Raw genomic sequence first — 25,414 nt, forward strand, 5'->3', positions numbered from 1 at the left:
AGGCTATTACGATGATCTGTGTGTCTTGCCCTGCCGCTTGGGGTAGGGGGGCACCGGTGGATGGAGCAAAAGTATTATCTTTGTGCAGCCCTCTTGCGGGGCTTATCGTATGCTGTGAGTGGTGGTGGGAGCTCCCCACCATTATTGAATGATAGAGAGTAAGATGAGTATGATGAAGAGAATAGTTACCGGAGGGGTAGGTGCCCTCCTGATGCTGTGTGGAGTGGTGGCGTCCGCTCAGGATGTGGTTGGGCTGAGCGAGGTGATCCCGCTCTATCCCTCCTACTCGGAGCAGATCTTGGCGAGTGACACCCTTACGCAGGGGCTGAGTCCCGAGGCGCTGCAGGTGATCGGTCGGCCTCTGCAGCTGAGGACCTCCGGCTATGTCCCCTCCTCGTCGCTCTTTGCACCGCTGCTCTTCGACCTGTGGAAGCTCCCTTCGCTTCACTTTGACAAGGCAGCCCTAGTTCGGCAGACTGACCCCCGCCTCAATAACCCCTTCATCCGGCAGTCGCTCCTCCGGCAGACGATGGATAAGCTGGAGCAGGAGTATGGTCACACGACCGGCTTTGCGCGGCGTATGGATCGCTGGCGTACGGATCAGCAGCTGAGAGAGCAATTTTTCTTCCTCCACCCCGATCTGATCCGCTACACCTCGGAGTTCCTCCCGAGCGACCATCTGGAGTATAAGCCGGTGGAGGGTCCCTCCTACTCGGGTGAGCTGGCGGTGATGGATATGCCCAATGTACCCACCAAGTCGGAGGGGGTGATCGAGACAGTGTCGGTGGATCGCCGCTATTGGCTCCCACGCTTTGAGGCACACGCTCAGCTGGCGCAAAATCAGGTGTCACCCAACTGGCATAAGGGCGGTACCAGCAGTGCCAACTTCGCCTCTCGACTCTTCTACGGACTGTCGTACAAGAGAGACAAGGTGGAGTGGGTCAATGAGCTGGAGTACAAGCTGGGACTCTTCACCGTGCCGAGCGAGATCAAGCTGGAGGGAAAGCCAAACTTTAAGATCAGCGAGGATGTCTTGCGGATGAGGAGCAACCTCGGTCTCCAGGCTTGGAAGCGGTGGTTCTATACCATCGACCTCAACCTCCGCAGTCAGTTGCTGAAGAACTACGACCGCGAGGGGCAACTCTCCACCTATGCTCTCGCTCCGCTGATCCTCGACGGCGGTCTCGGTATGAAGTACAATCTAAAGAAGAAAAAGATCGGCGGCAACCCCTTCAATAATCTCAATTTCTCGCTCAATGTGGCGCCCGCCTCGATGCAATTCATCTGGATCTGGGCAAAGGATGTGACGAGGGGCAGGTATGGTCTGCAGGAGGATCAGAATTACCTCCTCCGTCTCGGTTCGTCGCTGCGGATGAATCTGGACTGGCAATTCTCCGACGCCCTCTCCTGGCGCTCTCGGCTCTACTACAATACTTCCTATAAGCATATAGAGACCGAGCTGGAGAATACACTGGAGTATACCTTTAATAAGTACTTCAGCACAATGCTCAATGTCAATCTACGCTTTGATGACAGTGTGATCCTCAATGAGCCCAAGACCTTCAAGTCTCTCCTGCAGTACAACGAGCTCTTCAGCTTTGGCTTCTCGCTCAAGATCTGATGGTAGTACCGGGCGGATTTAGGGAGTCCTTTGCTGCGGACTTTGGGGCAGAGGCCTACGAGGCACTCCTTAGGACACTGACTGAGGTGCCCTCGCCGGTGTCGATCCGTCGTCATCCCACTAAGCTCTCCCCACTCACTCCGGGGTCGATCCCGTGGTGTCCGGAGGGACTGCTCCTCCCTGAGCGGCCCATCTTCGGTGCCGATCCACTCTGGCATGCGGGCGCTTACTACGTGCAGGAGCCTGCCTCGATGGCGGTGGCGCGCTACCTCGCTGCGATCGACTTTGCCCCCGTGATCGCCCTTGACCTTTGCGCTGCCCCGGGGGGTAAGTCGACCCTCCTGAGGAGCCATCTCCCCGATGACTGCCTCTTGGTGACCAATGAGCCGGATAAGAAGCGGGCGAAGGTGCTGGAGGAGAATATCCTCCGCTGGGGTGCCGAGGAGACGCTGGTCACCTCGGCTCTGCCGGCTGCTCTCAGGGCGGCGGGGGTGAAGGCGGACCTGATATTGGTCGACGCCCCTTGCTCGGGGGAGGGGATGTTTCGCAAGGAGCCGGAGGCGGTCACAGGCTGGAGCCTCGACTTGGTTGATCGCTGCGCGAAGACTCAGAGGGAGATCCTGAGGGAGGCATGGGAGATGCTGACGGATGGGGGACTCCTTATATATAGCACTTGCACCTACAATAGGGCGGAGAATGAGGCTCAGCTCAGCTTCCTCCGTGATGACTACGGAGCCGAGGTGATCCACCTGCCGGAGCTGCCGCAGTATGGAGCAGAGGAGAGTGATGAGGAGCGGGGTCTGTACCGCTTCTTCCCCCACCGCACCGGTAGCGAGGGGCTTACCTGCTTCGGGGTACGAAAGGCCGGTCCCCGGGTGTCTCCGGAGCCTGTGGCTCGGGGGCTTGCCGGGCGGGCGAGGGCGATCCCCGAGGAGCTGAGAGACCTGGCGGAGGAGCAGCTCCTCTCTACTCCCGATGGAACAGGCTGGCGCTTGCTCTCACTGAGAGGCGTGGCACTGCTCCGGCTCTTGGAGCAGGCGGAGGGCATTCGGATCCTGAGGGCGGGCGTGGATCTCGGGAGCGTCAAGGGGAGAGACTTTATCCCCGATGTATCTTGGGTGCTGAGTGCGACAGCCTCGAACCACCTGCCGTACCCTCGGCGGGCTGTGACGGCGGCTGAGGCCTTTGCCCTCATAGGCAGACAGACCATTCCGAGCTCGGGGGCTAAGGGCTACCGGGTCGCTACCTATGCAGGTGTCCCGCTCACCCTCATCAAGGACCTCGGCTCCCGGGTCAATAACCTTTATCCCAAGGGGCTCGCCCTCCACGACACGAGGCTCACGCCGTCGGACATGCCCCATATCTTAGACAATCAATGAGTAAGCACCTCTTTCCCATCACACTCCTCTCTCTACTCTGGAGCCTTATGCTGCCTCTCGGTGCAACACCTCGGGCGAGCCTGATCACGTGCGGTCAGTCGGGGGAGTTTGTCTTCTACCTCTACGGCCATACAGCCATTAGGATCACGGATCCGGAGACGGGTCTTGATAAGGCGTATAACTATGGCTACTTCTCCATGGAGCAGAAGAACTTTATCCCCAACTTCATGATCGGAAAGCCGATGTACATGCTGGGGGTGACTGACTTTGACAGTATGGTCTATGACTATGCGGCTCAGGGGCGGCGGGTATCGGAGCAGCAGCTCAATCTCAGGCCTGACGAGGTGCAGGCGCTGATGGACTTCCTCGACTGGAACGCCCTGCCTGAGAATGCCGAGTACCGGTACAACTACTTCTACGACAACTGCGCCACCCGCCCTCGGGACCTCATCGAGCGCTTCACTAAGGGAGGGCTGGTCTATCGGGTGGACCCTGCATCGCTGCCGACCTTCCGCGAGGCGACGCGGCAGTGTAGCAAGTCGGCGAAGTGGTACACCTTTGGCACCGACCTTTGCCTCGGCGTGAAGAGCGATGCTCGGATGACGGTACACGATGCCGCCTTTGTCCCCGAGCTCCTGGAGCAGTCGATGGACCTCGCTTTCCGTAAGGATACGGGAGAGCCGATCGTGTCACGGAAGGAGGAGATCGTCCCTCAGACACAGCTGATCGAGGTGCCACGCTTTGATGGTCCCCTTGTGACGATCCTCGCATTGGTCGCCATATATCTGATCTGCTACTTCGTCGTGCGGAGGTACACCCCGATACCGTGGCAGATGCTGCGCTGTGGACTCTATCTGCTCCTCGGGCTGGCAGGGATCGTGCTGTGGTTCCTCAGCCTCTTCTCTGCGCACCCACATACACTCCTCAATGCCAATATGGTGCTGATGCACCCCTTCTGGCTCATCCTTGTGGTGACGATGTGGCGGGAGCTGCGACACAGACGTCTCAACAGCCTGCTCTACCTGATCAACCTCCTGCTCGCCCTTGTCTATCTCGGGCTCGGCTATGTGCAGACACTGCCCATCGGCATGGCTTATCTGGCGATCCTGATCGGGCTGGACCAGTTCATCGGCCGCTACGTGGAGTGGGGAGGGACTGGCAAGGTATTTGAGGTACATAAGTAAATGAAAGATCTACTCACCCCCCTCGTCGTCCTCCTGAGCGTCTGCTCGCCCGTCGCCGCCCGTCAGGCTCCCAAGCTGGTGGTGCTGCTGACGGTGGATGAGCTGCGGACCGACCTCTATGAGGCGATGGCACCTCACCTCTTAGAGAATGGTCTCACGCGCCTCTCTCGCGATGGGCGGGTCTACGACACCGTCATCCACCCGCTCACAGAGGCGGATCCCGTAGCCAGCGAGGCGGTGCTGCAGACCGGTGCCCTCGGTCTCGAGAGTGGCATAACCGGTAGGTGCACCATCGTCCGCAAGGAGGGCGGGCAGAGGCACCTCGAGGGGTCGGTGCTGGAGGACAAGAAGTATATCGGCTATGGTACGGCTGACAGGCTCTCGCCTCTGGCGCTCGCTGCCCCGACGATCGCTGACCGTCTGGCGCAGGCCACGCACGGGCTGGGGCAGGTCTTCTCCATTGCTCCCTCAGCAGAGGAGGCGATCATAGCGGGCGGGCATGAGGCACAGGCGGCCTACTGGCTTGATGACTCCACGGCGCGATGGGTAAGCTCCACCTTTTATCCCACAGGATTGCCGTGGTACATCGGCAAGAGCAGCACGGTGGCGACACGCCTCGACAAGGGGTCGATCACCTGGCAGGCCTCCAGTCCGGCTCTCTATGCGTCGCTCCTACCCTATGCCTGCAGTGGAGCCTTTTCCTCTGACCATATCTACACGAGGGCATTCTCGTCCGTGCAGGACCTGAAGCACTCCCCGGTGGTCAATGAGTATGTGGTTCGCCTCGCTGAGTCGGTGATCGATGGAGCCGGTCTCGGTGCGGATGAGTCGATGGACCTGCTAGCCCTCCATATGACGGCAGGCACCCCTCCATCAGTATCTGCGGGGATCTCGCCGGAACTACTGGACAGCTACGTGCTGCTGGATAGGGCGGTGGCACAGCTGATGGAGCTGCTGGATCGAAAGTTTGGGAAGGGGGAAGTACTCGTGGCACTGTCGGGTAATGGTATGGCTCGGTGCGAGCCGATCCGTGATGATAAGAAACGGTACCCCACCTTCTCCCCGGAGCGTTGCCGCGCCATCACCAATATGTACCTCCATGCGAAGTATGGAGTAAAGGGGATGGTGACCGAAGTGACCGACCGGGGGGAGCTCTTCCTGGATCGCAAGGTGGTAGAGCAGCGGGAGGAGCTCTCCCTTGCCGAGGTGCAGGATGCGGTCTGCTCTTTCCTCCTCGAGATGGCGGGCGTCGCCTACACGATACCGAACCACAGCCTGAGGGATCTGCTCCCGGGGGATCCCGTAGGTTGTACTCGGCTGACGGCACTCCATAGTGCGCTCCCCTCTCAGAGGGCGGATGTCTTCGTCGGGATCAGTCCCGGGTACCTTATCGATACCGGTACTGCTACTCCGCAGCCCTCCTACACCGCCATGCCGACGATGCTCATCCTTATGGGTGAGGGCATCGAGCCGGAGGTGATCCACACTCCGCTGGATCTCCGTGGCGTCTCTCACGAAATCTCCCGGGTGCTCCGTATCCGGCCACCGACGCCCTGATCGATACTGATCAGATATTTTTTGTACCTTTCGTCTCCCTCGGGAGGCCGGTACTCTCGAGAATGACAACGGATACACTTTTTTACTAGATAATATATATATGAGTTTCTTTAAGGACTTACTTGCCGGCATCTTCGGCAACAAGTCGCAGAACGACCTCAAGCAGATATACCCCATCGTCGATAAGATCAAGGCGACCTACGAGACGATTGATAAGCTGAGCGCTGACGACCTGAGGGCGCACTCCGCTCGCATGAGGCAAGATCTCCGCGACCATGTGGCGGAGGAGCGACGTGAGATCGCTGAGCTGAGAGGGCAGGTGGAGAGCGCAGAGCTTAGTGAACGTGAGGCACTCTGGGAGAAGATTGACACGCTGGAGGATCAGGTAAAGGATAAGCTGGAGGATAAGCTCAATGAGATCCTCCCCGAGGCTTTTGCCGTGATGAAGTCCACAGCACGTCGATTTGCTGAGAATAGCGAGATCACCGTCACCGCCACGCAGTACGACCGTGACCTCTCCGTGGATCACGACTTCGTCACCATTGATGGTGATAAGGCGATCTACAAGAATGAGTGGGAGGCCGGCGGCAATCTCACGAAGTGGGATATGGTCCACTACGACGTGCAGCTGATCGGTGGTATCGTGCTGCATCAGGGCAAGATCGCTGAGATGGCGACAGGTGAGGGTAAGACGCTGGTGGCAACGCTGCCGGTCTTCCTCAACGCCCTCACCGGTAACGGCGTCCATGTGGTGACCGTGAATGACTACCTCTCCAAGCGTGATGAGGAGTGGATGGGGCCGCTGTACCAATTCCACGGTCTCACCGTAGACTGCATCGACAAGCACGAGCCCAACTCGCCTGAGCGTAAGCGCGCTTACGACTGCGACATCACCTTCGGGACCAATAACGAATTTGGCTTCGACTACCTGCGCGACAACATGGCACGTCGCCCGGAGGATATGGTGCAGAGGGTCCACAACTTCGCCATCGTAGATGAGGTGGACTCCGTGCTGATCGATGATGCCCGTACCCCGCTGATCATTTCCGGACCGGTGGAGTCAAAGGGAGATCAGATGTTTGAGGAGTTCCGTGAGGATGTAGAGTCCGTCGTTAACGCTCAGCGGACGCTCTGTACCCGGCTCCTCAATGAGGCGAAGAAGAAGATCGCAAGCGACGACCCCAAGGAGGTGGATGAGGGCTATCTGCTGCTCTTCCGCAGTTATAAGGGCCTGCCGAAGTATAAGCCACTGATCAAGTACCTCAGCACTGAGGGCGTGAAGAAGCGTCTCTTGGACACAGAGGGCTTCTATATGCAGGACAACAACCGCGAGATGCATGTGGTGACCGATCCGCTCTACTTCGTCGTGGATGAGAAGAATAGCCAGATCGAGCTGACAGATAAGGGCTTTGACCTGCTGTCGCAGAAAAATGAAGATCCAAGCTTCTTTGTCCTCCCCGATATTGCCGCCCAGATGTCTGATCTGGAGAATAAGGAGATGAGTGAGGAGGAGAAGGCCGGTACCAAGGATGAGCTACTCACCAACTACTCTGTCAAGAGTGAGCGTGTCCATACGGTGCAGCAGCTACTGAAGGCTTACACCCTCTTTGACCGAGATGATCAGTACGTGGTGATCGACAATCAGGTGATGATCGTCGACGAGCAGACCGGTCGTATCATGAATGGTCGCCGCTACTCCGATGGACTTCACCAGGCGATCGAGGCAAAGGAGCACGTAAAGGTGCAGCAGGCCTCGCAGACCAAAGCGACGATCACGCTACAAAATTACTTCCGTATGTACCACAAGCTCTCCGGTATGACCGGTACGGCTGAGACGGAGGCTAAGGAGTTTTGGGACATATACAAACTCGATGTCGTCGTGATCCCGACCAATAGACCGGTGATCCGCAATGACGAGAACGACCGCATCTACAAGACGGCAAAGGCAAAGTACAATGCCGTCATCGATGAGATCCAGGCGATTACCGAGGCAGGACGACCGGTCCTCGTCGGTACCACCTCCGTGGAGATCTCGGAGCTCCTCAGTAGGATGCTCGACCTGAAGCATATCCCGCATAATGTGCTCAATGCAAAGCTCTTCCAGAAGGAGGCAGACATAGTTGCTCAAGCGGGTCAGTCGAGTACGGTGACCATTGCCACCAATATGGCAGGTCGTGGTACTGATATCAAGCTCTCCCCCGAAGTGAAGGCAGCGGGTGGTCTCGCCATCATCGGTACAGAGCGCCATGAGTCGCGTCGTGTGGATCGCCAGCTGCGTGGTCGTGCCGGCCGTCAGGGAGACCCCGGGTCATCCGTTTTCTTCGTTTCGCTGGAGGATAAGCTGATGCGCCTCTTCGGCTCGGATCGTATGGCGAAGGTGCTCTCCACGATGGGACTTAAGGATGACGATATGCTGGTCTCCAAGCAGCTCAGCAAGACGGTGGAGAATGCTCAGAAAAAGGTCGAGGAGAATAACTACGGCATCCGTAAGCACCTCCTCGAGTACGACGATGTAAAGAATGCTCAGCGTAAGGTGATCTACACCCGGCGCCGTCACGCCCTTATGGGTGAGCGCATCGGGCTGGATGTGATGAATACCCTCGAGCAGTCTGCGATCTACCTCGCGACAAAGTATGAGGGCGGCTCCTTCGATGACTTCCGCACAGAGGTGTATAAGGTCTTTGCGATCGAGTGCCCGGTGTCTGAGACGGACTTTAGGGGGATGGATGCCAATGGCATTGCGTCCAAGCTCCTCGATGAGGCCTCTGCTACGCTGAAGCGTCGTATGGACCGGATGGCGGAGCAGGCCGACCCGGCGCTGCAGGCTTTCTACAAGGAGCATGGCTCCCAGGTGGAGCAGATCTACGTCCCCGTGACGGATGGTAGACTGATGTACAATGTGGTGACGAACCTAAAGGAGGCGGTGGAGAGCCAGTCGCAGAGCATCGCCAAGTCCTTCATGAAGACGATCCTCCTCTACACGATCGATGAGGCTTGGGAGCGTCACCTCCTCGCCATGGACGAGCTGCAGAATGCCGTGCGTACCGCCTCGTATGAGAATAAGGATCCTCTGGTGATCTTCAAGGTCGAGGCGTATGAACTCTTCAAGCGTATGATCGATGACCTCAATGTGAAGATCACCGAGATCATTATGCGTGGCCATATCAATATTGCCACACCGGAGGAGCAGGAGGCGCGTCGTCAGGCTCAGGCTGCTCGTGCCGCTGCGATGGCTCGTGCCGCTGCCCAGCAGCAGGTGCGCATCGGTGAGCATCACGATGACCCGCATAGCAACGACCGCAGTCGCTACCGTGAGCAGAAGGATGACTATCAGGAGCAGGCAGAGCAGCGTACCGAAGCAGGTCGTGCTGCGTCTGAGGCTGCCCAGGCGAATAACACCCCATACCGCGCAGCCAAGAAGGTGGGTCGCAACGATCCCTGCCCCTGTGGAAGTGGAAAGAAATTTAAGAACTGTCACGGCCGCAACCTCTGACGATAACTGAGCTCGACTAATTTATCTAAGGACAGCCATGACGTACCCTGACTCCGGTGGAGAAGCAGTGGAGCGGAGGGGCTGTCCTTTTTTTATATACCACTTATGATATACTCAATGACCGGCTACGGGAGGGCGGAGAAGAGCGGTGAAGGAAAGAAGGTCACCGTGGAGATCTACTCCGTGAATAGCAAGAATGCGGATGTCAATGTCCATATACCGGGTCACTTGCGCACGCTGGAGCAGGAGATCCGAAAGAGGACTACTACGCGCTGCCTCCGTGGCAAGATGGACGTCTACGTCTCTGTGGACCACCTCGAGACGCAGGCACCACTCACGCTTGACGAGCAGGTGGCAGCTACCTACTGGGAGCGGCTGCAGCAGCTCAGCCACGACACCGGTATCCCGCTGCCTCAGGACCCTATGAGACTGATCATAGGCTTCCAGGGTGTGCTCCATACGGTAGAGATCGATGAGGCAGAGCGGGAGAGCGATGAGCGCTTGGTGATGGAGGCGCTGGAGGAGGCAGTCGACCACTTCATTGCCTTCCGGGCTCAGGAGGGAGAGTCGCTCTATCGGGTGTTCCAAGAGAATATCGAGGCGATCAGAACGCTCATCGGCTCTACGGAGCCATACGAGCAAGAGCGCATCGACACGGTGAGGGAGAGACTTGAGACGGAGCTGCGTCGCGTGACACAGAATAACTTCGATGCCAGTCGTCTCGAGCAGGAGATGATCTACTACATTGACAAGCTCGATGTGCACGAGGAGCGGAATAGGCTCATCAACCACCTCTCCTACTTCGAGTCCACCATGGATGGCGAGGTAGGTCAGGGGCGTAAGCTCGGCTTCATCGCACAGGAGATCGGTCGGGAGATCAATACCTTTGGCTCCAAGAGCAACCACGCCACGCTCCAGAAGATCACTGTCAAGATGAAGGATCATCTCGAGCAGATCAAGGAGCAGGTACTCAACGTCCTCTGATCCCTTCTTCCTCTCCTCCCTATGCACTCGCTTTATCCTCGCCGGAGTCTCTTCTCCTGTCGCCTCTTCCGTAAGCTCCGCTACGGACGGGGTCATGGGGTCCACTCGCCGATGGCTTATCGGGTAGTCTGCTCTGTCGTGCAGCCGAAGTATGAGTATTACCTCCCCACACCGGATGAGGATCGGCTGGCGCTCTGGTATAGGCTTGTCGCCCGTCTGGGCTATGAGGTGGCCACCTATGGTGAGACGGCTCCGGATCGGCAGACAGCGATGGACTACGCTGCTCTCGCTGACAGTCGTGTGCGGACTCTGCCACTGAGCGACCTCGGGACGATGGATCGAGTGCTGCTCTATACTGACAGCGCCGAGGAGGCTCTACGCTTCCTGCAGGTGAAGGGTAGGGCAGTGCTGCTGACTGACGTGAGGCGGGATGGTGCAGCTGAGGAGCGGCTGCGGGACTTAGTGGCCCAACTGACTCGAGGGGTGGTGATCGATCTGTATGACCACGCCCTACTATTTAGTAAGAATGACAACCTTTACATTTATCGTAGTACTGTCTAACAATGGACGAACAAAAGAAAAGCAAGCTCTACACCGGTCGTGGCGATAAGGGCAAGACCTCTCTCGTTGGTGGCAAGCGGGTCTCCAAGGCGTCACCAAGGCTTAATGCCTACGGTCAGCTCGATGAGCTCAATTCATTCATCGGTCTGCTTCGTGCTGAGCTGCCGTCCGCTCTGGAGCAGGATGAGCTGCTGCAGGAGATCCAGGAGCGGCTCTTCACCTGCGGCACGCATATCGCGACGGACACGACTGACCCGGAGCTCCTGAAGTACTGCGGCAGTGGCCTCTCCGAGGAGGATATCCACCACCTGGAGCAGATGGTTGACAAGCTCGATGGGGAGCTGCCGAAGCTGAAGCAATTCATCCTCCCCGCCGGTGGTCGGGCTGCCTCTGTGGCGCATATTTGTCGCACTGTCGCGAGGCGCTCGGAGCGGGACATCTATGCCTTCCTCGAGGCGGAGCCGACTGCGGAGATTGATCCCGCCGTCCTGCAGTATATTAATCGCCTCAGTGACTACTTCTTTGTCCTCGGTCGGGCTGCCGCTCGTGCCGAGGGTGGTCAGGAGGTGGTCTGGAAGGGGAGCAAAGAGGTCTTCTGACTTCGCCCTCTCCGGGTACCACGTCGCTGCCCTCGTCTCGCCGCCATTCTCTAATACCGGTAAAAGAGAATACTAATACCGATATTAGCGAAGTCTATTACCGGTATTAGTTCTATCTAATATCGGTAATAGGATACACCCCTGATGGTGGCGATAGGGGAGGGGGTGGTGCCGTTTGATTTGGTATATTTGCATACTGAATGGACTATCGTAACCGTGCTGAAGCGATGCAGAGAGAGGAAGCTGAGCGATCGGCTCTCGGCTCTCTTGCCTTGCTCTGGAGGCTACTTTTTCCATCCGAAATGGACACAATGAAATTGGTAGATAGATATGTCGACTAAGCCCAAGAAATCGCACCGGGTCCCGGTGACCGGCTCTACATTCCTCAGTACAGTCAGTATCTGTGCTGTACTCTTCCTGATCGGTCTAGTGGCGATGATCGGTCTCGTGGGGCGTGGCTTAGGGGACTACATCCGCGAGAGTCTCAGCTACACCGTGCTGCTTGATCCGGAGAGCCCCGATGCCGACATCGTCTCGATGCGGGACAAGATCTCGTCCAGACCCTACACCAAGGAGGTGACCTATTACTCCAAGGAGGAGGCGATGCAGGAGTTGGCCGAGGAGCTGGGGGAAAACCCTGAGGACTTCCTCGGGTGGAACCCCCTCTCGCCTACGCTGGAGGTACACGTCCTCTCGGAGTATGCGTCCAGCCCGGATAGTGTTGAGCTGATCGCTAAGGATCTGCAGTCTTTCCCTATCGCACAGACGGTCTCCTACCGCAAGGACCTGGTCGACGAGCTTAATCGCAACCTTAGCACCATCGCCCTGATCATGAGTGCTCTGGCGCTGCTCCTACTGGTGATCTCGGTCGTCCTGATCAATAATACGATCCGACTGAGGGTCTATGCCAAGCGCTTCATCATCTACACGATGCGATTGGTAGGGGCGACCGGCTCCTTTATCCGCCGCCCCTTCATCGCCTCGGGCATCAGGAGCGGAGTAGTGGCAGCGGTCGTGGCCATCGGGCTGATGGTCTGGTGTCGGTACTACCTCCTGACGAAGTATCCGATCCTCAGTGGCGTGCTGTCGGTGCAGAATATGGTGATCGCCGGGGCTGTCGTGCTGCTCTCAGGGATCCTGATCTCCTGGATCGCCTCTGCCGCTGCAGTCAGTCGCTACCTCAAGATGGATGAGGATCGTCTCTATCGTGCCTAAGAGCGCGCCATCAAGACACATTGTTATGAGTAAAGATAAGGGTAAGAAAACGCACTTTGAGACCTACGGCTTCGGGAGAGTCAATCTCCTGATCCTCCTCGGCTCTCTTCTCCTCCTGATCATTGGGTATCTGCTGATGAGCGGAGGTGCCTCCACGGATGGGGTGACATTTAATCCTGAGGTCTTCAGCCCCATGCGCATCCGTGTGGCTCCGCTGGTCTGCATGCTGGGCTATGCCGGCATCGCCGTAGCGATCCTCTGGAGGAAGCGAAGCGACTATAAGGGGAGCGACAACGGTGAGGAGACTCCCTCCGATGACACCACTGAGCCAGCTGAGAGATGACAGTCGTCCAAGCCATTGTCCTCGCCATCGTCGAGGGGCTGACAGAGTTTCTGCCGGTCTCCAGTACCGGTCACTTAGTGATCGCTCAGTCCCTGATGGGTATCGAGAGTACGCCTTTCGTGAAGGCCTTCACCGTCATGATCCAGCTCGGAGCGATCCTCTCTGTCGTGGTGCTCTACTGGAGGCGTTTCTTTGACTTCAGGGTGGCACCGGAGATGGATAGCCCCGAGGTGCCTGCGTGGAAGCGCACGGCAAGCCGCTTCCGCTTTTACATAGCTCTCCTGATCGGGCTCTTGCCGGCGGTAGTGCTGGGAGTGCTCTTCGGCGACTGGGTGGATCATGCACTCGGCTCGGTGTGGATCATCGCCGTCAATCTCCTCATCGGAGGTGTGGTGATGCTCTTCATCGACAAGTGGCTCCACAAGGGGGGGCACGGACGGGAGATCACCTATAAGAATGCCTTCATCGTCGGGCTCTTCCAGACCATTGCCATGTTTATGCCCGGGATGTCGCGCTCGATGAGTACGATCATCGGTGGTATGGTGGCGGGGATGGATCGGAAGCGAGCAGCAGAGTTTAGCTTCTTCCTCGCTGTGCCGACGATGCTGGGTGCCACCTGCTACGAGGTGCTGAAGTTCTGGAAGTCCGGCGAGCTGTCGGTACTCTCCGATCATATGGGCCTTTTAGTGGTGGGAAATGTGATCTCCTTCATTGTCGCCTTGGCGGCGGTCCGTTTCTTCATCACCTTTGTGCAGAAGCACACCTTTGCCTCCTTTGGCTGGTATCGGATCGCTGTCGCTGGTGTCATCCTGGTGATGCTGGGCTTGGGCATGGATCTTGCAGTTTTCTAAGAGAAGGTGATGGACAAGAGAGAGGAGCGACTGACACGAGCGGTCTATCAGATAGGCGCTGAGAGAGGGCGAAGGCGTGTTGCACCGCCCAACCCCTTCAGCGAGGGGATGATCGTCTCCGTAGATAAGCCGATCGGCTGGACCAGCTTTGACTTGGTCAATCTCTTTCGCCGGCTCGCCTGCACGGAGCTCAATCTTAAGCGGCTTAAGGTGGGGCATGCCGGTACCCTTGATCCTCTGGCCACCGGGGTGGTGGTACTCTGTACCGGGCGCTTCACGAAGCGCATCGAGGAGCTGCAGGATCACGACAAGTGCTACGAGGCGACGATACGGCTGGGCGCCACCACGCCGAGCTTTGACTTGGAGCACTCCATCGACGCTTTTTACCCCTACGACCACCTCACAGAGGCGGAGATACGTACAGCTCTGCTCTCGTATGAGGGGGAGATTGATCAGGTGCCGCCCGCCTACTCCGCAGCGAAGATCGGCGGGGAGCGTGCCTATATGATCGCACGTCGGGGGGATGAGGTGGAGTTGCCGGCTAAGCGGGTCCGCTTTGATCGGATCGAGCTGCTGAGCTACGAGCCACCTCTTGCACGGGTGCGCGTGACGGGAGGTAAGGGCATCTTCATTCGTGCGCTGGCTCGTGACCTGGGAGAGCAGCTCGGCTGTGGCGCTCACCTCACACGACTGCGGCGGACACGAGTGGGCGACCGAAGCGTGGAGGAGTGCATCCGCCCGGAGGACTTTGTGCCATTCATCCGGCAGACGCTGGATGCGTATGCTTCCGTCCATCAGACCGACCTGAGGGCGTGGCGGGATCGCATCGTGGCTGAGGGGGGAGAATAGATAAAATCAATTTTAGAGACACTGATATATGAAGTTGTCACAATTTGGCTTCAAGCTACCAAAAAAACTGATTGCTCAGCATCCGACAGACTTTCGCGATGAGTCTCGGATGATGGTGCTCCACCGCAAGAGTGGGGAGATCGAGCATAGACAGTTTAAGGATCTGATCGAGTACTTCTCTGAGGATGACGTGATCGTCCTCAATAATGCGAAGGTCTTCCCTGCCCACCTCGTGGGTCATAAGGAGAAGACGAATGCCCGCATCGAGGTATTCCTGATGCGCGAGCTGAAGGCTGAGAACTACCTATGGGATGTCCTCGTGGACCCGGCTCGTAAGATCCGGATCGGGAATAAGCTTTTCTTTGGTGACGATGAGCGGCTGGTTGCTGAGGTGATCGACAATACCACCTCCCGAGGTCGTACCCTACGCTTCCTCTATGACGGGGATCATGACCACTTTATCCAGGATCTGAAAGATCTTGGTATGACACCTCTGCCCGACTATATCAAGCGTGAGCCGACACCGGATGATGCTGAGCGGTACCAGACCATATACGCTGAGGCTGAGGGAGCTGTCGTGGGGCCGTCGGCAGGATTTCACTTTAGCCGCGAGCTGATGAAGCGTCTCGACTTGAAGGATGTCCACTTTGCGAAGCTTGAGCTAAGCACCAGCCGTGTGATGTACGATGAGATCGATGTGGACGACCTGGCGAAGTACAAGATGGGCTCCGAGCAGATCTCCATCACGCAGGAGTGCTGCGACGTGGTCAATAAGGCGCGTATGGGAGGGCATAAGATCTGCGGTGTCGGCACCTCGACGATGAAGGCACTGGAGACCGCGCTCAGTACCGATGGCTTCATCAAGCCATACGGGGGGTGGACGGGGAAGTTTATCTACCCGGAGTACACCTTTGGCATCGCCAATAGTATGGTGACCGGCTTCCATATGCCGTACTCCTCTACGCTGCTCACGGCTGTCGCCTTTGGCGGCTACGACGTGATGATGAATGCCTACAAAGTGGCGATCAAGGAGGAGTACCGCTTTGGTTGCTATGGCGATGCTATGCTCATCCTCTGACACCTATGGAGCACGCTGCTTATATCGCTCTCGGGAGTAACTTGGGGGACCGCACCCACTACCTCTCTGAGGCTGCACGGCTGATCGGTGAGCGGGTGGGGGAGGTCTTCGCTGTCTCCTCTCCTATGGAGACGGAGCCGGTGGGCTTTGAGAGTGAGCATAAGTTCCTCAATCAGGTGCTCGCCGTCCGTACTTCGCTTGCCCCTCGTGCCCTCCTGACGGTGACGCGCGAGATAGAGCGAGCGCTGGGGCGTGAGCGGAAAAGCATCGGCGGGATCCACTTCGACCGGACCTGCGATGTTGATATACTGATGATCGATGATCTGGTCTACCACGATGAGTGGCTGGAGATCCCTCATCCTCGTATGCGAGAGCGGCTCTTTGTCCTCCGCCCCCTGGCAGAGATAGCGCCTGACGTGATCGACCCGGTCACCGGTAAGACCATCCGAGAGCTGCTATGGGACGTCTCTTAGGGCTGGATGTAGGGCGCAAGCGAACCGGTATGGCGGTGACAGATCCTCTGAGGATCATCCCCGATGGTATGGGTTATGCCTCCACCGGTGGGATCCCTGATCGAGTGAGGGACTACTGCCAGCGGGAGAATGTGGATGCGATCATCATCGGGCTACCTAAGCAGGCGGACAATTCGCCCTCTGAGAGTGAGAAGTACATTACCCCGCTGATCAATAGGCTGCGTAAACTTTTGCCTACTATGCCCATCATAAGGTATGACGAGCGCTTCACTTCGGTGATCGCCAATCGGACTCTCGTCGAGAGCGGAATGGGGCGGATGAAGAGGCGGGAGAAGGGCTTGGTCGACGAGATCAGCGCCGTGATCATCCTGCGTGACTTCCTTGAGAGTCGGATCTATCGTGAGATGCAGGATCGGGGAGAGATATAACTAATGAATAGAAAGTAAGCAATGGAACTACCTATATACGTCTACGGCACTGATGTACTGAGAGAACCGACCAAGGAGGTGACTCCTGATCTGCCCGGTCTCCAGAAACTGATTGCCGATATGTACGACACTATGTATGCCTCCGATGGGATCGGACTGGCCGCCCCGCAGGTGGGCAAGGCGCTGCAGCTCTTTGTCATCGATGCGTCGCCCCTCCAGGACGCCTATCCCGAGACAGCGGATATGAAGCACACCTTTATCAATGCGGAGGTGCTGGAGTATGGCACGGAGGAGGTCACTTTGGACGAGGGATGCCTCAGTCTCCCCGGTCTCAGCGAGCCGGTGAGCCGACCGACGATGGTGCGGGTGAAGTATCAGGATGAGAGCTTTGAGTGGCACGAGGAGACCTTCCGAGGCTTCAGCGCCCGGGTCTTCCAGCACGAGTTTGATCACACGCGAGGGATCCTCTTCACGGACAAGGTCCCCGCGATGCGCAAGGCCATGATCCGCAGTAAGCTCAAGAAGATGTCCCGCGGCAATGTCCGAGCGGACTACAAGATCATCACCAACAGCCGATAACTGACCAGGATGAGAGAGAGGATCCGCCTACGACTCTGGATGACTGCCCTCTTGGTGGTCTGTCATCTCCTGCCCGCACACGCCCAGATCGACCCGACCCGGGTGATGACCATAGGGCAAAATGCGATCCTCTTCAAGGACTACGTCCTCGCCATCCAGTACTTCAATACTGCCATTCGGGTCGACTCCACCTCTGCACGCCCCTACTACTGGCGGGCGGTGGCAAAGTACAGTCTCGGGGATGTCAGGGGTGCTGAGCAGGATGCTTCTGTCAGCATCGGACGCAATCCCTTCCTCTACGACGCCTTTTCCCTCCGCGCCCTCCCCCGCCACACGCTGGGAGAGGACTCGCTGGCGCTTCAGGACTACAAGGTGGTGCTTGCCGATAATCCCGACAATCGGGGGGCGCTGCACAATGCTGCGGTCCTCTACACCTCGATGAAGGATACGATCTCAGCCCGTCGCCTTCTGGATCACCTCCACCGATACCATCCCGACTATGCGGATGGCTATCTGATTGATGGCGGTCTCCGGCTGCAGCAGGGGGATACCGTTGCAGCGCAGGGGCTTTTTGAGAAAGCGCTTGCTCTCTCTCCTTCGCTGACCAATGCGCACTTATCTATGGCGGATATTGCCTACAGCAGGCACAAGTATCGGGAGGCGGAGGACTACCTCGACAAGGCGATACGCATCAATGCCAATGAACCAATACTCTATACCAATAGAGCGCTCATCCGATATCAGCAGAATAATATGCGCGGAGCGATGGGCGACTACACTATGGCGGTGGAACTGGATCCCAATAACCTCATCGCCCGATACAATCGCGCCCTCCTCCGGACGCAGGTGGGGGAGCTCAATGGAGCATTAGACGACTTCAGTAGAGTGGTCATGCTGCAGCCGGACAATTACTTTGCGATCTTCAATCGCGCCTTAGTCGCCAATGAGCTCGGCAGCTACACTCTCGCCAAGTCCGACCTGACCAAGATCATCAACCGCTATCCCACATTTGTCCCCGCCTTTGCCGAGCGCGCCAGAGCCAATATGGGGCTGGGGCAGACCCTTGAGGCAAAGAAGGACAATTATCTCGCCAGCAAGATGATGTACGATCCCGCCACCCGTCGCAAGGCCGAGCAGCAGCAGAAGGAGATGTCGGAGTTGCTGAAAGAGGATGCGGAGAATATGTACGCTGAGGGAGGCGCCCGTCAGGTCCGAGACGAGCGGGACGACAACATCCGCAAGTTCCGTCTCCTCGTCTACAACAGCCGGGAGAAGGGGTACAATGAGCTCTATGTTGAGGCGGAGGAGGGCGGCATCCGTGGTCGCGTGCAGGATCGAGAGATGCCGGTGGAGCCGATGCCACTCTTCACCCTCTCCTACTATATGAAGGAGGAGGCTCAGCCCCGACTCGGCAAGGAGCGGGACTACTCGGGCGAGCTTCATCTGCCGACGTCTGATCGCAAGATCTATGTGGTCAATGACCTCCCGGTGCTCAATCAGCTGCAGTTTGACTACCACATGAGCCGCATTGACTCCTTCCCGCAGATGAGGGAGCAGGATCTCTTTGCCCTCGCCATGGATCAGGTGATGGTCAGCGACCATGCGGCGGCGGTGGCAACACTCGACCGGGTGATCGCTGAGCATCCCGACCAGCCCGATGCCTACCTCCAGCGTGGTGTATCCCGCATCAAGGACTTCATCAATAGGGAGACCGTCCGCCACACCCAGATCGACCTCGGCGTCGATGTCTCCAAGGCGGATCTCTCCAAGGATTACCTCCTCAAGAAAGCGACCTACACCTCCTCCATGGAGGACTTCCGTAAGGTCCTTGACCTCGTCCCCGGTTACCTCCCGGCGCTCTACAACCTCGCCTATGCTCATTATGGTCTCGGGCAGTACCACGAGGCGATCTCCGCCCTCAGCGATCTGATCATCACGGATCCCTCATTTGGTGATGCCTTCTTTGCCCGCGGACTTGCCTACTACGCCACAGGGGATAAGGAGAAGGGGGATCGGGACATGAGCCGCGCCGGCGCACTCGGTGTCTTCGGCTCCTACAACATCATCAAGCGCATGCAGTAATGACAGACAGCAAGAAGATCAATATTGCCCTCGACGGCTACTCCTCCTGCGGCAAGAGCACCATCGCCAAGCGTCTCGCCCGCGCCCTCGGCTACACTTACGTCGATACCGGTGCTATGTATAGGGGCGTCACCCTCTTTGCCCTCCGCGAGGGACTCTTCAGTGGGGAGGAGCCGATGGTCGAGGAGATCATCCGCCGTCTCCCTGAGGTCGAGATGCGCTTCGCCATCTACCCCGATGGCCAGCACCTCCTTCTCAATGGCGAGGATGTCGAGCGGGAGATCCGAGGTATGGAGGTCTCTGAGCATGTCAGCCCGATCGCTACTATACCGGAGGTCCGCGCTGCGCTTACGAGACAGCAGCAGGCTATGGCGAGGGAGAAAGGAGTCGTAATGGACGGACGGGATGTAGGCACCACCATTCTCCCCGATGCGGAGCTTAAGATCTTTGTCACCGCCCGCCCCGAAGTCCGGGCACGCAGGCGCTTTGACGAACTGACGGCTAAGGGCGAAGTGGTCACCTACGACTCCGTGCTCGCCAATGTCCGTGAGCGGGATCGCATCGACTCCGGTCGCGCTGTCAGTCCCCTCAGGCAGGCTGAGGACGCCCTTGTCCTTGACAACTCTGACATGACCCTCGACCAGCAACAGGCCTGGGTCGAGGAGCGGGTGAGGGAGCGCCTATGATCGACATTGAGATCAATAGCAAGTCCGGCTTCTGCTTCGGTGTCGTCACTGCGATTGAGAAGGCAGAGACCGAGCTCGAGGGGGGGCACTCGCTCTACTCCCTCGGTGACATTGTCCACAATAGTCAGGAGGTATCACGTCTCTCCGAGAAGGGACTCCGCCCGATCCGCCACGAGGATCTCAGCCGCCTGAGAGATAAGCGGGTACTCTTTCGGGCACACGGCGAACCGCCCGAGGTTTATGCTGAGGCGCGCGCTCGCGGACTGGAGATCATCGATGCCACCTGCCCGGTCGTCCTCTCCCTCCAGCGCAAGATCCGCAAGACCTATGAGAAAACCTCCCGCGAGGGAGGGCAGATCGTTATCTTCGGCAAGCTGGGGCATGCCGAGGTGAATGGACTCGTCGGTCAGACAGAGGGGCATGCGATCGTCGTCCAGTCGATCAGCGACGTGGAGGAGAAGGTCGACCTTGGATGTCCGGTCTATCTCTTCAGCCAGACCACTATGGACGGCAAGGCTTACCGGGAGCTCATCAGCTATATCAGCGACCACCTCGTCACCGGGGTATACTTCGAGAGCCACGACACCATCTGCCGTCAGGTCGCCAATCGGATGAAGGATCTCATCGACTTTGCCAAGAGTAAGGACGTTATCTACTTCATCGCCGGGCAGAATAGCAGCAACGGCAAGGTACTCTACCACGCCGCACTGCAGGCCAACCCCCACACCTACTTTATCTCTGACCCCTCCGAGATCACCGTCCCTCTCCCTCCTGAGGTCCGGATGGTGGGCATCACCGGCGCCACCTCCACCCCTATGTGGCAGATGGAGCAGGTCCGCGATCGTCTCCGCGAGCTCAATCCCTGACCACTGTGGGCCCCCGGGAGCCCTCCGGCTTCCCATCCTCTTTCGTCTTCGTCCTCATGCCCGGTCACGTCGGGGTCTGATTTTGTGGGTCGGGTCAGAATACGGCAAAAGTTTGTACCTTTGTCTATTATAGATAGTAAACAGAGAAAGTAGATCAATCAATATAGATCATGGCAAATATCACAATTACATTTCCGAACGGGTCTCAGAAAGAGGCTCCTAAGGGGGTAACCAGCCAAGAGCTGGCGGCAGAGATCAGCCCTCAGCTGGCTAAGAAGATCTTGGTGGCAAGGGTGAATGGCAAGCTATGGGATGTAATGCGTCCCATAGAGGAGGATGCACGTGTGCAGTTCTTCACCTGGGATGATGACGAGGGGAAGCATGCCTTCTGGCACACCTCGGCACACCTGACTGCCGAGGCGCTGCAGGAACTTTACCCTGGGGTGAAATTTGCCATAGGTCCCGCTGTTGATGACGGCTACTACTACGATATCGACATGACGGATACAGGCACCACTCTGACTGAGAGTGACCTGCCTAAGCTGGAGAAGCGTATCATGGAGCTTGCCAAGGAGGATCAGCGGCTGGTCCGTCAGGAGATCTCCAAGGAAGACGCTCTCCATCACTGGACTGAGGAGGATAAGGATCCGTATAAGGTGGAGCTTATCCAGGACCTTGAGGATGGGACGATAAGTACCTACACCTGTGGCAACTTCGTTGACCTATGCCGTGGACCGCATATCCCAAGCACCGGTCTGATCAAGGCGGTCAAGCTGACCAAGCTCGCAGGAGCTTACTGGCGTGGGGATGAAAATCGTCAGATGCTTACCCGCGTGTACGGCATCACCTTCCCCAAGGCTAAGATGCTCGATGAGTACCTCCAGATGGTGGAGGAGGCGAAGCTCCGTGACCATCGTAAGATCGGTAAGGAGCTTGAGCTCTTTACCTTCTCGAGCGAGGTGGGTCCCGGTCTGCCCCTCTGGCTTCCGAGAGGCACGCAACTTCGGCTGACCCTGCAGCGCTTCTTGGAGCGTGTCCAGGAGACCTATGGCTACCAGCAGGTGATGACGCCCCATATCGGTAGCAAGCAACTCTATGTCACCTCCGGCCACTGGGCAAAGTATGGGAAGGACTCCTTCCGCCCCATCACGACCCCGCAGGAGGGCGAGGAGTACATGCTCAAGCCGATGAATTGCCCCCACCACTGTATAGTCTTCCGGAGCAAGCCGCGCTCCTATAGGGATCTGCCGGTGCGCATTGCGGAGTTTGGTACGGTGTACCGCTACGAGCAGAGTGGAGAGCTCCACGGGCTGACCCGTGTGAGAGGCTTTACGCAGGATGATGCGCATATCTTCTGCCGCCCTGATCAGATCAAGGAGGAGTTTGAGCGCGTGATGGACATCATCTATATTGTCTTCAAGACGCTTGAGTTTAAGTCCTTTGAGGCACAGATCTCCCTGCGCGACCCCAATAATAAGGAGAAATACATCGGGTCGGATGAGAATTGGGAGAAGGCAGAGAATGCCATTATCGAGGTCTGCAAGGATCGAGGTGTTAAGGCCAAGGTAGTCGAGGGGGAGGCTGCCTTCTACGGTCCGAAGCTCGACTTTATGGTCAAGGACGCTATCGGCCGCAAGTGGCAGCTCGGTACCATCCAGGTGGACTACAATCTGCCGGAGCGCTTCCAGCTCGAGTACACCGGGGAGGACGGGCAGATGCACCGTCCGGTGATGCTCCACCGTGCACCTTTTGGTTCGATTGAGCGCTTTGTCGCCGTCCTCTGCGAGAATACGGCGGGCAAGTTCCCCCTCTGGCTCTGCCCTGACCAGGTGGCAGTCCTGCCGGTCTCAGAGAAGTATCTTGACTACGCCTATAAGGTGGAGGATGAGCTGAAGGAGAAGGGTATCCGTGTCAAGGTCGATGATCGAGACGAGAAGCTCGGTAAGAAGATCCGCGAGACAGAGCTGATGCGCATCCCCTACCTCTTGATCGTAGGCGAGAAGGAGGAGGCAGAGGGTACTGTTTCTATTCGCAAACAGGGTGAAGGCGAGCAGGGTACAGAAAAAATTAGTACCTTTGCCGACGCTGTGGCTCAGGAAATCTACAAGCAGACCCATCAGTGGGAGCAAACTGATGAGGCTCAGAAGGCCTTTGCTCACCAGCACGATAAGGAATAATAGACTGATAACTACCGGTTTGGTCGACTTTCGTGCCTGTCCCGCCAGGGAAGGTAGGAAGTGGAGGCTGCCGACACGTAACTTATATTTTTAGACCTCAAGAAGAGACTTAATGTCCGCAAGAAGACAGCCAAATAGTCGCGGCAGTCGCGACGATGAAAACTCCAATCGTATCAATGAGCAGATCCGTGCTCGTGAGGTGCGTGTCGTAGGGGACAACGTGGAGCAAGGGATCTACACCATCCAGGAGGCTCGCCGTATGGCGCAGCAGCAGGAGCTTGATCTCGTGGAGATTTCGCCCAATGCAGATCCGCCTGTCTGTAAGATCTTGGACTACCAAAAGTTTCTTTACCAGCAGAAGAAGAAGGCTAAGGAGCAGAAAGCCAATCAGGTCAAGACAACGCTCAAGGAGATCCGCTTCGGACCTCAGACAGACGACCATGACTACAGCTTCAAGCTCCGCCATGCCATCAGCTTCCTGCAGGAGGGCAGCAAGGTACGTGCTTATGTCTTCTTCCGCGGTCGGTCCATCGTCTTTAAGGACCAGGGCAAGCTCCTCCTCCTTCGTTTTGCCAACGATCTCGAGGACTATGCTCGGGTGGATCAGCTCCCTAAGCTTGAGGGAAAGCGCATGAGTATGCTCTTTTCACCCAAGAAGGGGGTCGCCAAGAAGAAGAGTGACGATAGTAGCAGTAGCAATCAACATCACACCTCTGACGAAAGCTCCGATAGTGAGCCGGATGAGGAGGCGTAACAACGTCCACGGCGTGAGCCGCGGCAAACACTAATTTATACAATATATAATCCATCAAGTCATGCCTAAGGTTAAGACTAATTGCGGTGCTAAGAAGAGATTTTCTCTCACCGGATCAGGAAAAATCAAGCGTAAGCATGCTTACAAGAGCCACCTCCTGGCATGTAAGTCCAAGAGGCAAAAGCGTGATCTCACCAAAACCGGACTGGTACACGAGTCCAATGAGCGTGGGGTCAAGAAACTGCTGGGACTTGCATAAGTAAGCGGTCGACTACGTAAGATTTTAGTAACAGGATGATGAGCAGAGAAGTGCGGGGAGTAATGATCCGCCGCTCATGTCCACAGAAATTTTAGAATCATGTCAAGATCAGTCAATCATGCCGCCTCTAAGGCGCGGCGCAAGAGAATCCTCAAGCAGACCCGTGGCTACTATGGTGCACGTAGGAATGTCTGGACGGTAGCTAAGAATACTTGGGAGAAGGGACTTACCTACGCTTACCGCGATCGTAAGGTCAAGAAGCGCACTTTCCGTGCCCTCTGGATCCAGCGTATCAATGCGGCTGCACGTCAGGAGGGACTCTCCTACTCAAAGCTCATGGGGATGCTCCACGACAAGGGTATCGAGATCAATCGTAAGGTCCTTGCTGACCTCGCGATGAATCACCAGGAGGCGTTTAAGGCGATCGTAGACAAGGCTAAGGCCTGATACTTCGGTCCACAATAAGACTCATCTAAGAGCAGCATCGTAGTCTCTACGGTGTTGCTCTTTTTTTATCCCTATCGGCTCTGTGGTGCGCCATTTCTCTGTGTAGGGGGTCCCTTGTAGGTAGAAATGGTGGCTCTTTTTGTCACAGCTCGCTTTAGGGAAAGGTCTTGACTTGGAAAAGTGTTACCTTTGTGTCTATCATAATCATATAGTGTAGTTATGACTCTATTTAGTGTCAATATCAATAAAGTAGCCACGCTCAGGAATGCCCGGGGGGAGAATCGTCCGGACATTATCCGGGTGGCTAAGGACCTCCAGCGGATGGGGGCGCAGGGGATCACCGTCCATCCCAGACCCGATGAGCGTCATATTAAGTATGCTGATGTCCCGGCGCTGAGGCAGGTGGTCGATACGGAGTACAATATCGAGGGCTATCCCTCTGAGGACTTCCTGTCCTTAGTCACGCAGGTGGGTCCTGATCAGGTCACCCTGGTGCCTGATGCACCTGATGCACTGACGAGCAGTGCAGGGTGGAACGTGGAGGCGCACTATGACCAGCTGGAGAAGATCATCGACCGACTTCACCGGGCCGGCATCCGCGCCTCTATCTTTGTGGACACTGACTTGGAGAATCTCGTCGCTGCTCGGAGTGTAGGGGCTGATCGAGTGGAGATGTATACGAAGCCCTATGCTGACCTGTATCCGACGCACCCTGAGGAGGCTGTCCGACCTTTTGTGGCCTGTGCCAAGCGTGCTAAGGAGCTGGGGCTCGGAGTCAATGCCGGTCACGACCTTAGCCTCGACAATCTGGCACTCCTCCACAGGCATATCCCGGAGCTGGATGAGGTCTCTATCGGCCATGCCGTGATCTGCGAAGCCCTGTATGAGGGATTTGAGACCGTGGTCCGCAAGTATCTCGAGATCCTCAGTAAGTGAGATCATTAGGTGG

General features: G+C 57.1%; 24 protein-coding genes. All 24 read left to right on the forward strand.

All coding sequences use genetic code 11. The features are described from left to right. Positions 1 to 169: 169 nt before the first annotated feature. Positions 170 to 1,621 carry a DUF3078 domain-containing protein gene (locus HMPREF2890_RS08005; RefSeq protein WP_168160440.1) on the forward strand — a complete coding sequence of 484 codons (1,452 nt, stop codon included), beginning with the start codon at positions 170 to 172 and terminating at the stop codon, positions 1,619 to 1,621. Further along, positions 1,621 to 3,000 (forward strand): RsmB/NOP family class I SAM-dependent RNA methyltransferase, encoded by a 1,380-nt coding sequence (locus tag HMPREF2890_RS08010; RefSeq protein WP_083289905.1) that lies wholly within the window; start codon positions 1,621 to 1,623, stop codon positions 2,998 to 3,000. The genes HMPREF2890_RS08005 and HMPREF2890_RS08010 overlap by 1 nt, the downstream gene beginning before the upstream one ends. After that, on the forward strand, positions 2,997 to 4,184 hold the full coding sequence (locus HMPREF2890_RS08015; RefSeq protein WP_070467422.1) for a lipoprotein N-acyltransferase Lnb domain-containing protein: 1,188 nt from the start codon (positions 2,997 to 2,999) through the stop codon (positions 4,182 to 4,184). The genes HMPREF2890_RS08010 and HMPREF2890_RS08015 overlap by 4 nt, the downstream gene beginning before the upstream one ends. Continuing rightward, the gene (locus tag HMPREF2890_RS08020; protein WP_070467424.1) at positions 4,185 to 5,741 is read left to right on the forward strand and encodes an alkaline phosphatase family protein; all 1,557 of its coding nucleotides are present in this window, start codon (positions 4,185 to 4,187) and stop codon (positions 5,739 to 5,741) included. A gap of 100 nt (positions 5,742 to 5,841) precedes the next feature. Continuing rightward, on the forward strand, positions 5,842 to 9,234 hold the full coding sequence (gene secA, locus HMPREF2890_RS08025) for a preprotein translocase subunit SecA (RefSeq protein WP_070467426.1): 3,393 nt from the start codon (positions 5,842 to 5,844) through the stop codon (positions 9,232 to 9,234). Positions 9,235 to 9,339: 105 nt separating this feature from the next. Next, the gene (locus HMPREF2890_RS08030; RefSeq protein ID WP_246825373.1) at positions 9,340 to 10,218 is read left to right on the forward strand and encodes a YicC/YloC family endoribonuclease; all 879 of its coding nucleotides are present in this window, start codon (positions 9,340 to 9,342) and stop codon (positions 10,216 to 10,218) included. Positions 10,219 to 10,239: 21 nt separating this feature from the next. Then, positions 10,240 to 10,779, forward strand: coding sequence for a hypothetical protein (locus tag HMPREF2890_RS08035; RefSeq protein ID WP_070467431.1), 540 nt, complete (start codon positions 10,240 to 10,242; stop codon positions 10,777 to 10,779). Between the two features lie 2 nt (positions 10,780 to 10,781). Further along, positions 10,782 to 11,378, forward strand: a complete 597-nt coding sequence (locus HMPREF2890_RS08040) for a cob(I)yrinic acid a,c-diamide adenosyltransferase (RefSeq protein ID WP_070467434.1) — start codon at positions 10,782 to 10,784, stop codon at positions 11,376 to 11,378. Between the two features lie 330 nt (positions 11,379 to 11,708). Next, the gene (locus HMPREF2890_RS08045; protein ID WP_070467436.1) at positions 11,709 to 12,593 is read left to right on the forward strand and encodes a cell division protein FtsX; all 885 of its coding nucleotides are present in this window, start codon (positions 11,709 to 11,711) and stop codon (positions 12,591 to 12,593) included. A 25-nt stretch (positions 12,594 to 12,618) separates the two neighbouring features. Continuing rightward, entirely contained in the window at positions 12,619 to 12,936 is a 318-nt protein-coding gene (locus HMPREF2890_RS08050) for a DUF3098 domain-containing protein (protein ID WP_070467438.1), read from the forward strand. After that, a complete protein-coding gene (locus HMPREF2890_RS08055) occupies positions 12,933 to 13,787 on the forward strand; it encodes an undecaprenyl-diphosphate phosphatase (RefSeq protein WP_070467440.1) in 855 nt (284 codons plus the stop codon). Before HMPREF2890_RS08050 ends, HMPREF2890_RS08055 begins: the two co-directional genes overlap by 4 nt. A 9-nt stretch (positions 13,788 to 13,796) precedes the next feature. Continuing rightward, on the forward strand, positions 13,797 to 14,636 hold the full coding sequence (truB, locus tag HMPREF2890_RS08060) for a tRNA pseudouridine(55) synthase TruB (RefSeq protein WP_070467442.1): 840 nt from the start codon (positions 13,797 to 13,799) through the stop codon (positions 14,634 to 14,636). 28 nt (positions 14,637 to 14,664) lie between these two features. Continuing rightward, positions 14,665 to 15,714, forward strand: coding sequence for a tRNA preQ1(34) S-adenosylmethionine ribosyltransferase-isomerase QueA (queA, locus tag HMPREF2890_RS08065; RefSeq protein WP_070467444.1), 1,050 nt, complete (start codon positions 14,665 to 14,667; stop codon positions 15,712 to 15,714). Positions 15,715 to 15,719: 5 nt separating this feature from the next. Next, entirely contained in the window at positions 15,720 to 16,187 is a 468-nt protein-coding gene (gene folK, locus HMPREF2890_RS08070) for a 2-amino-4-hydroxy-6-hydroxymethyldihydropteridine diphosphokinase (protein WP_070467446.1), read from the forward strand. Continuing rightward, on the forward strand, positions 16,172 to 16,615 hold the full coding sequence (gene ruvX, locus HMPREF2890_RS08075) for a Holliday junction resolvase RuvX (RefSeq protein WP_070467449.1): 444 nt from the start codon (positions 16,172 to 16,174) through the stop codon (positions 16,613 to 16,615). Before folK ends, ruvX begins: the two co-directional genes overlap by 16 nt. 21 nt (positions 16,616 to 16,636) lie before the next feature. Then, positions 16,637 to 17,194: a peptide deformylase gene (gene def / locus HMPREF2890_RS08080; RefSeq protein WP_070467451.1), complete on the forward strand. Its 558-nt coding sequence runs from the start codon at positions 16,637 to 16,639 to the stop codon at positions 17,192 to 17,194. Between the two features lie 9 nt (positions 17,195 to 17,203). After that, positions 17,204 to 19,276, forward strand: coding sequence for a tetratricopeptide repeat protein (locus HMPREF2890_RS08085; protein WP_246825377.1), 2,073 nt, complete (start codon positions 17,204 to 17,206; stop codon positions 19,274 to 19,276). Continuing rightward, a complete protein-coding gene (cmk, locus tag HMPREF2890_RS08090) occupies positions 19,276 to 19,962 on the forward strand; it encodes a (d)CMP kinase (RefSeq protein WP_070467455.1) in 687 nt (228 codons plus the stop codon). The genes HMPREF2890_RS08085 and cmk overlap by 1 nt, the downstream gene beginning before the upstream one ends. Then, positions 19,959 to 20,828, forward strand: coding sequence for a 4-hydroxy-3-methylbut-2-enyl diphosphate reductase (locus HMPREF2890_RS08095; protein ID WP_070467457.1), 870 nt, complete (start codon positions 19,959 to 19,961; stop codon positions 20,826 to 20,828). Before cmk ends, HMPREF2890_RS08095 begins: the two co-directional genes overlap by 4 nt. A 170-nt stretch (positions 20,829 to 20,998) precedes the next feature. Then, positions 20,999 to 23,005 carry a threonine--tRNA ligase gene (thrS, locus tag HMPREF2890_RS08100; protein ID WP_070467459.1) on the forward strand — a complete coding sequence of 669 codons (2,007 nt, stop codon included), beginning with the start codon at positions 20,999 to 21,001 and terminating at the stop codon, positions 23,003 to 23,005. Positions 23,006 to 23,117: 112 nt separating this feature from the next. Beyond that, a complete protein-coding gene (infC, locus tag HMPREF2890_RS08105; protein ID WP_070467461.1) occupies positions 23,118 to 23,759 on the forward strand; it encodes a translation initiation factor IF-3 in 642 nt (213 codons plus the stop codon). Between the two features lie 61 nt (positions 23,760 to 23,820). Continuing rightward, positions 23,821 to 24,018: a 50S ribosomal protein L35 gene (gene rpmI, locus HMPREF2890_RS08110; protein WP_070467464.1), complete on the forward strand. Its 198-nt coding sequence runs from the start codon at positions 23,821 to 23,823 to the stop codon at positions 24,016 to 24,018. Positions 24,019 to 24,117: 99 nt separating this feature from the next. Then, on the forward strand, positions 24,118 to 24,465 hold the full coding sequence (gene rplT, locus HMPREF2890_RS08115; protein WP_070467466.1) for a 50S ribosomal protein L20: 348 nt from the start codon (positions 24,118 to 24,120) through the stop codon (positions 24,463 to 24,465). Positions 24,466 to 24,684: 219 nt separating this feature from the next. Beyond that, complete coding sequence (locus HMPREF2890_RS08120; RefSeq protein WP_070467468.1) at positions 24,685 to 25,401, forward strand: pyridoxine 5'-phosphate synthase; 717 nt, start codon at positions 24,685 to 24,687, stop codon at positions 25,399 to 25,401. Positions 25,402 to 25,414 lie beyond the last annotated feature (13 nt).

Origin of the sequence: Porphyromonas sp. HMSC065F10 (assembly GCF_001808555.1) — a bacterium.
Taxonomy (GTDB): domain Bacteria; phylum Bacteroidota; class Bacteroidia; order Bacteroidales; family Porphyromonadaceae; genus Porphyromonas_A.

Coding starts and splice junctions, on each gene's coding strand:
- rplT (WP_070467466.1), top strand. CDS start 24,118: ATGTCAAGATCAGTCAATCATGCCGCCTCTAAGGCGCGGCGCAAGAGA.
- HMPREF2890_RS08055 (WP_070467440.1), top strand. CDS start 12,933: ATGACAGTCGTCCAAGCCATTGTCCTCGCCATCGTCGAGGGGCTGACA.
- secA (WP_070467426.1), top strand. CDS start 5,842: ATGAGTTTCTTTAAGGACTTACTTGCCGGCATCTTCGGCAACAAGTCG.
- HMPREF2890_RS08085 (WP_246825377.1), top strand. CDS start 17,204: ATGAGAGAGAGGATCCGCCTACGACTCTGGATGACTGCCCTCTTGGTG.
- HMPREF2890_RS08095 (WP_070467457.1), top strand. CDS start 19,959: ATGATCGACATTGAGATCAATAGCAAGTCCGGCTTCTGCTTCGGTGTC.
- HMPREF2890_RS08015 (WP_070467422.1), top strand. CDS start 2,997: ATGAGTAAGCACCTCTTTCCCATCACACTCCTCTCTCTACTCTGGAGC.
- ruvX (WP_070467449.1), top strand. CDS start 16,172: ATGGGACGTCTCTTAGGGCTGGATGTAGGGCGCAAGCGAACCGGTATG.
- folK (WP_070467446.1), top strand. CDS start 15,720: ATGGAGCACGCTGCTTATATCGCTCTCGGGAGTAACTTGGGGGACCGC.
- HMPREF2890_RS08120 (WP_070467468.1), top strand. CDS start 24,685: ATGACTCTATTTAGTGTCAATATCAATAAAGTAGCCACGCTCAGGAAT.
- HMPREF2890_RS08045 (WP_070467436.1), top strand. CDS start 11,709: ATGTCGACTAAGCCCAAGAAATCGCACCGGGTCCCGGTGACCGGCTCT.
- HMPREF2890_RS08010 (WP_083289905.1), top strand. CDS start 1,621: ATGGTAGTACCGGGCGGATTTAGGGAGTCCTTTGCTGCGGACTTTGGG.
- HMPREF2890_RS08020 (WP_070467424.1), top strand. CDS start 4,185: ATGAAAGATCTACTCACCCCCCTCGTCGTCCTCCTGAGCGTCTGCTCG.
- rpmI (WP_070467464.1), top strand. CDS start 23,821: ATGCCTAAGGTTAAGACTAATTGCGGTGCTAAGAAGAGATTTTCTCTC.
- cmk (WP_070467455.1), top strand. CDS start 19,276: ATGACAGACAGCAAGAAGATCAATATTGCCCTCGACGGCTACTCCTCC.
- HMPREF2890_RS08050 (WP_070467438.1), top strand. CDS start 12,619: ATGAGTAAAGATAAGGGTAAGAAAACGCACTTTGAGACCTACGGCTTC.
- HMPREF2890_RS08040 (WP_070467434.1), top strand. CDS start 10,782: ATGGACGAACAAAAGAAAAGCAAGCTCTACACCGGTCGTGGCGATAAG.
- infC (WP_070467461.1), top strand. CDS start 23,118: ATGTCCGCAAGAAGACAGCCAAATAGTCGCGGCAGTCGCGACGATGAA.
- HMPREF2890_RS08005 (WP_168160440.1), top strand. CDS start 170: ATGATGAAGAGAATAGTTACCGGAGGGGTAGGTGCCCTCCTGATGCTG.
- truB (WP_070467442.1), top strand. CDS start 13,797: ATGGACAAGAGAGAGGAGCGACTGACACGAGCGGTCTATCAGATAGGC.
- HMPREF2890_RS08035 (WP_070467431.1), top strand. CDS start 10,240: ATGCACTCGCTTTATCCTCGCCGGAGTCTCTTCTCCTGTCGCCTCTTC.
- def (WP_070467451.1), top strand. CDS start 16,637: ATGGAACTACCTATATACGTCTACGGCACTGATGTACTGAGAGAACCG.
- queA (WP_070467444.1), top strand. CDS start 14,665: ATGAAGTTGTCACAATTTGGCTTCAAGCTACCAAAAAAACTGATTGCT.
- thrS (WP_070467459.1), top strand. CDS start 20,999: ATGGCAAATATCACAATTACATTTCCGAACGGGTCTCAGAAAGAGGCT.
- HMPREF2890_RS08030 (WP_246825373.1), top strand. CDS start 9,340: ATGATATACTCAATGACCGGCTACGGGAGGGCGGAGAAGAGCGGTGAA.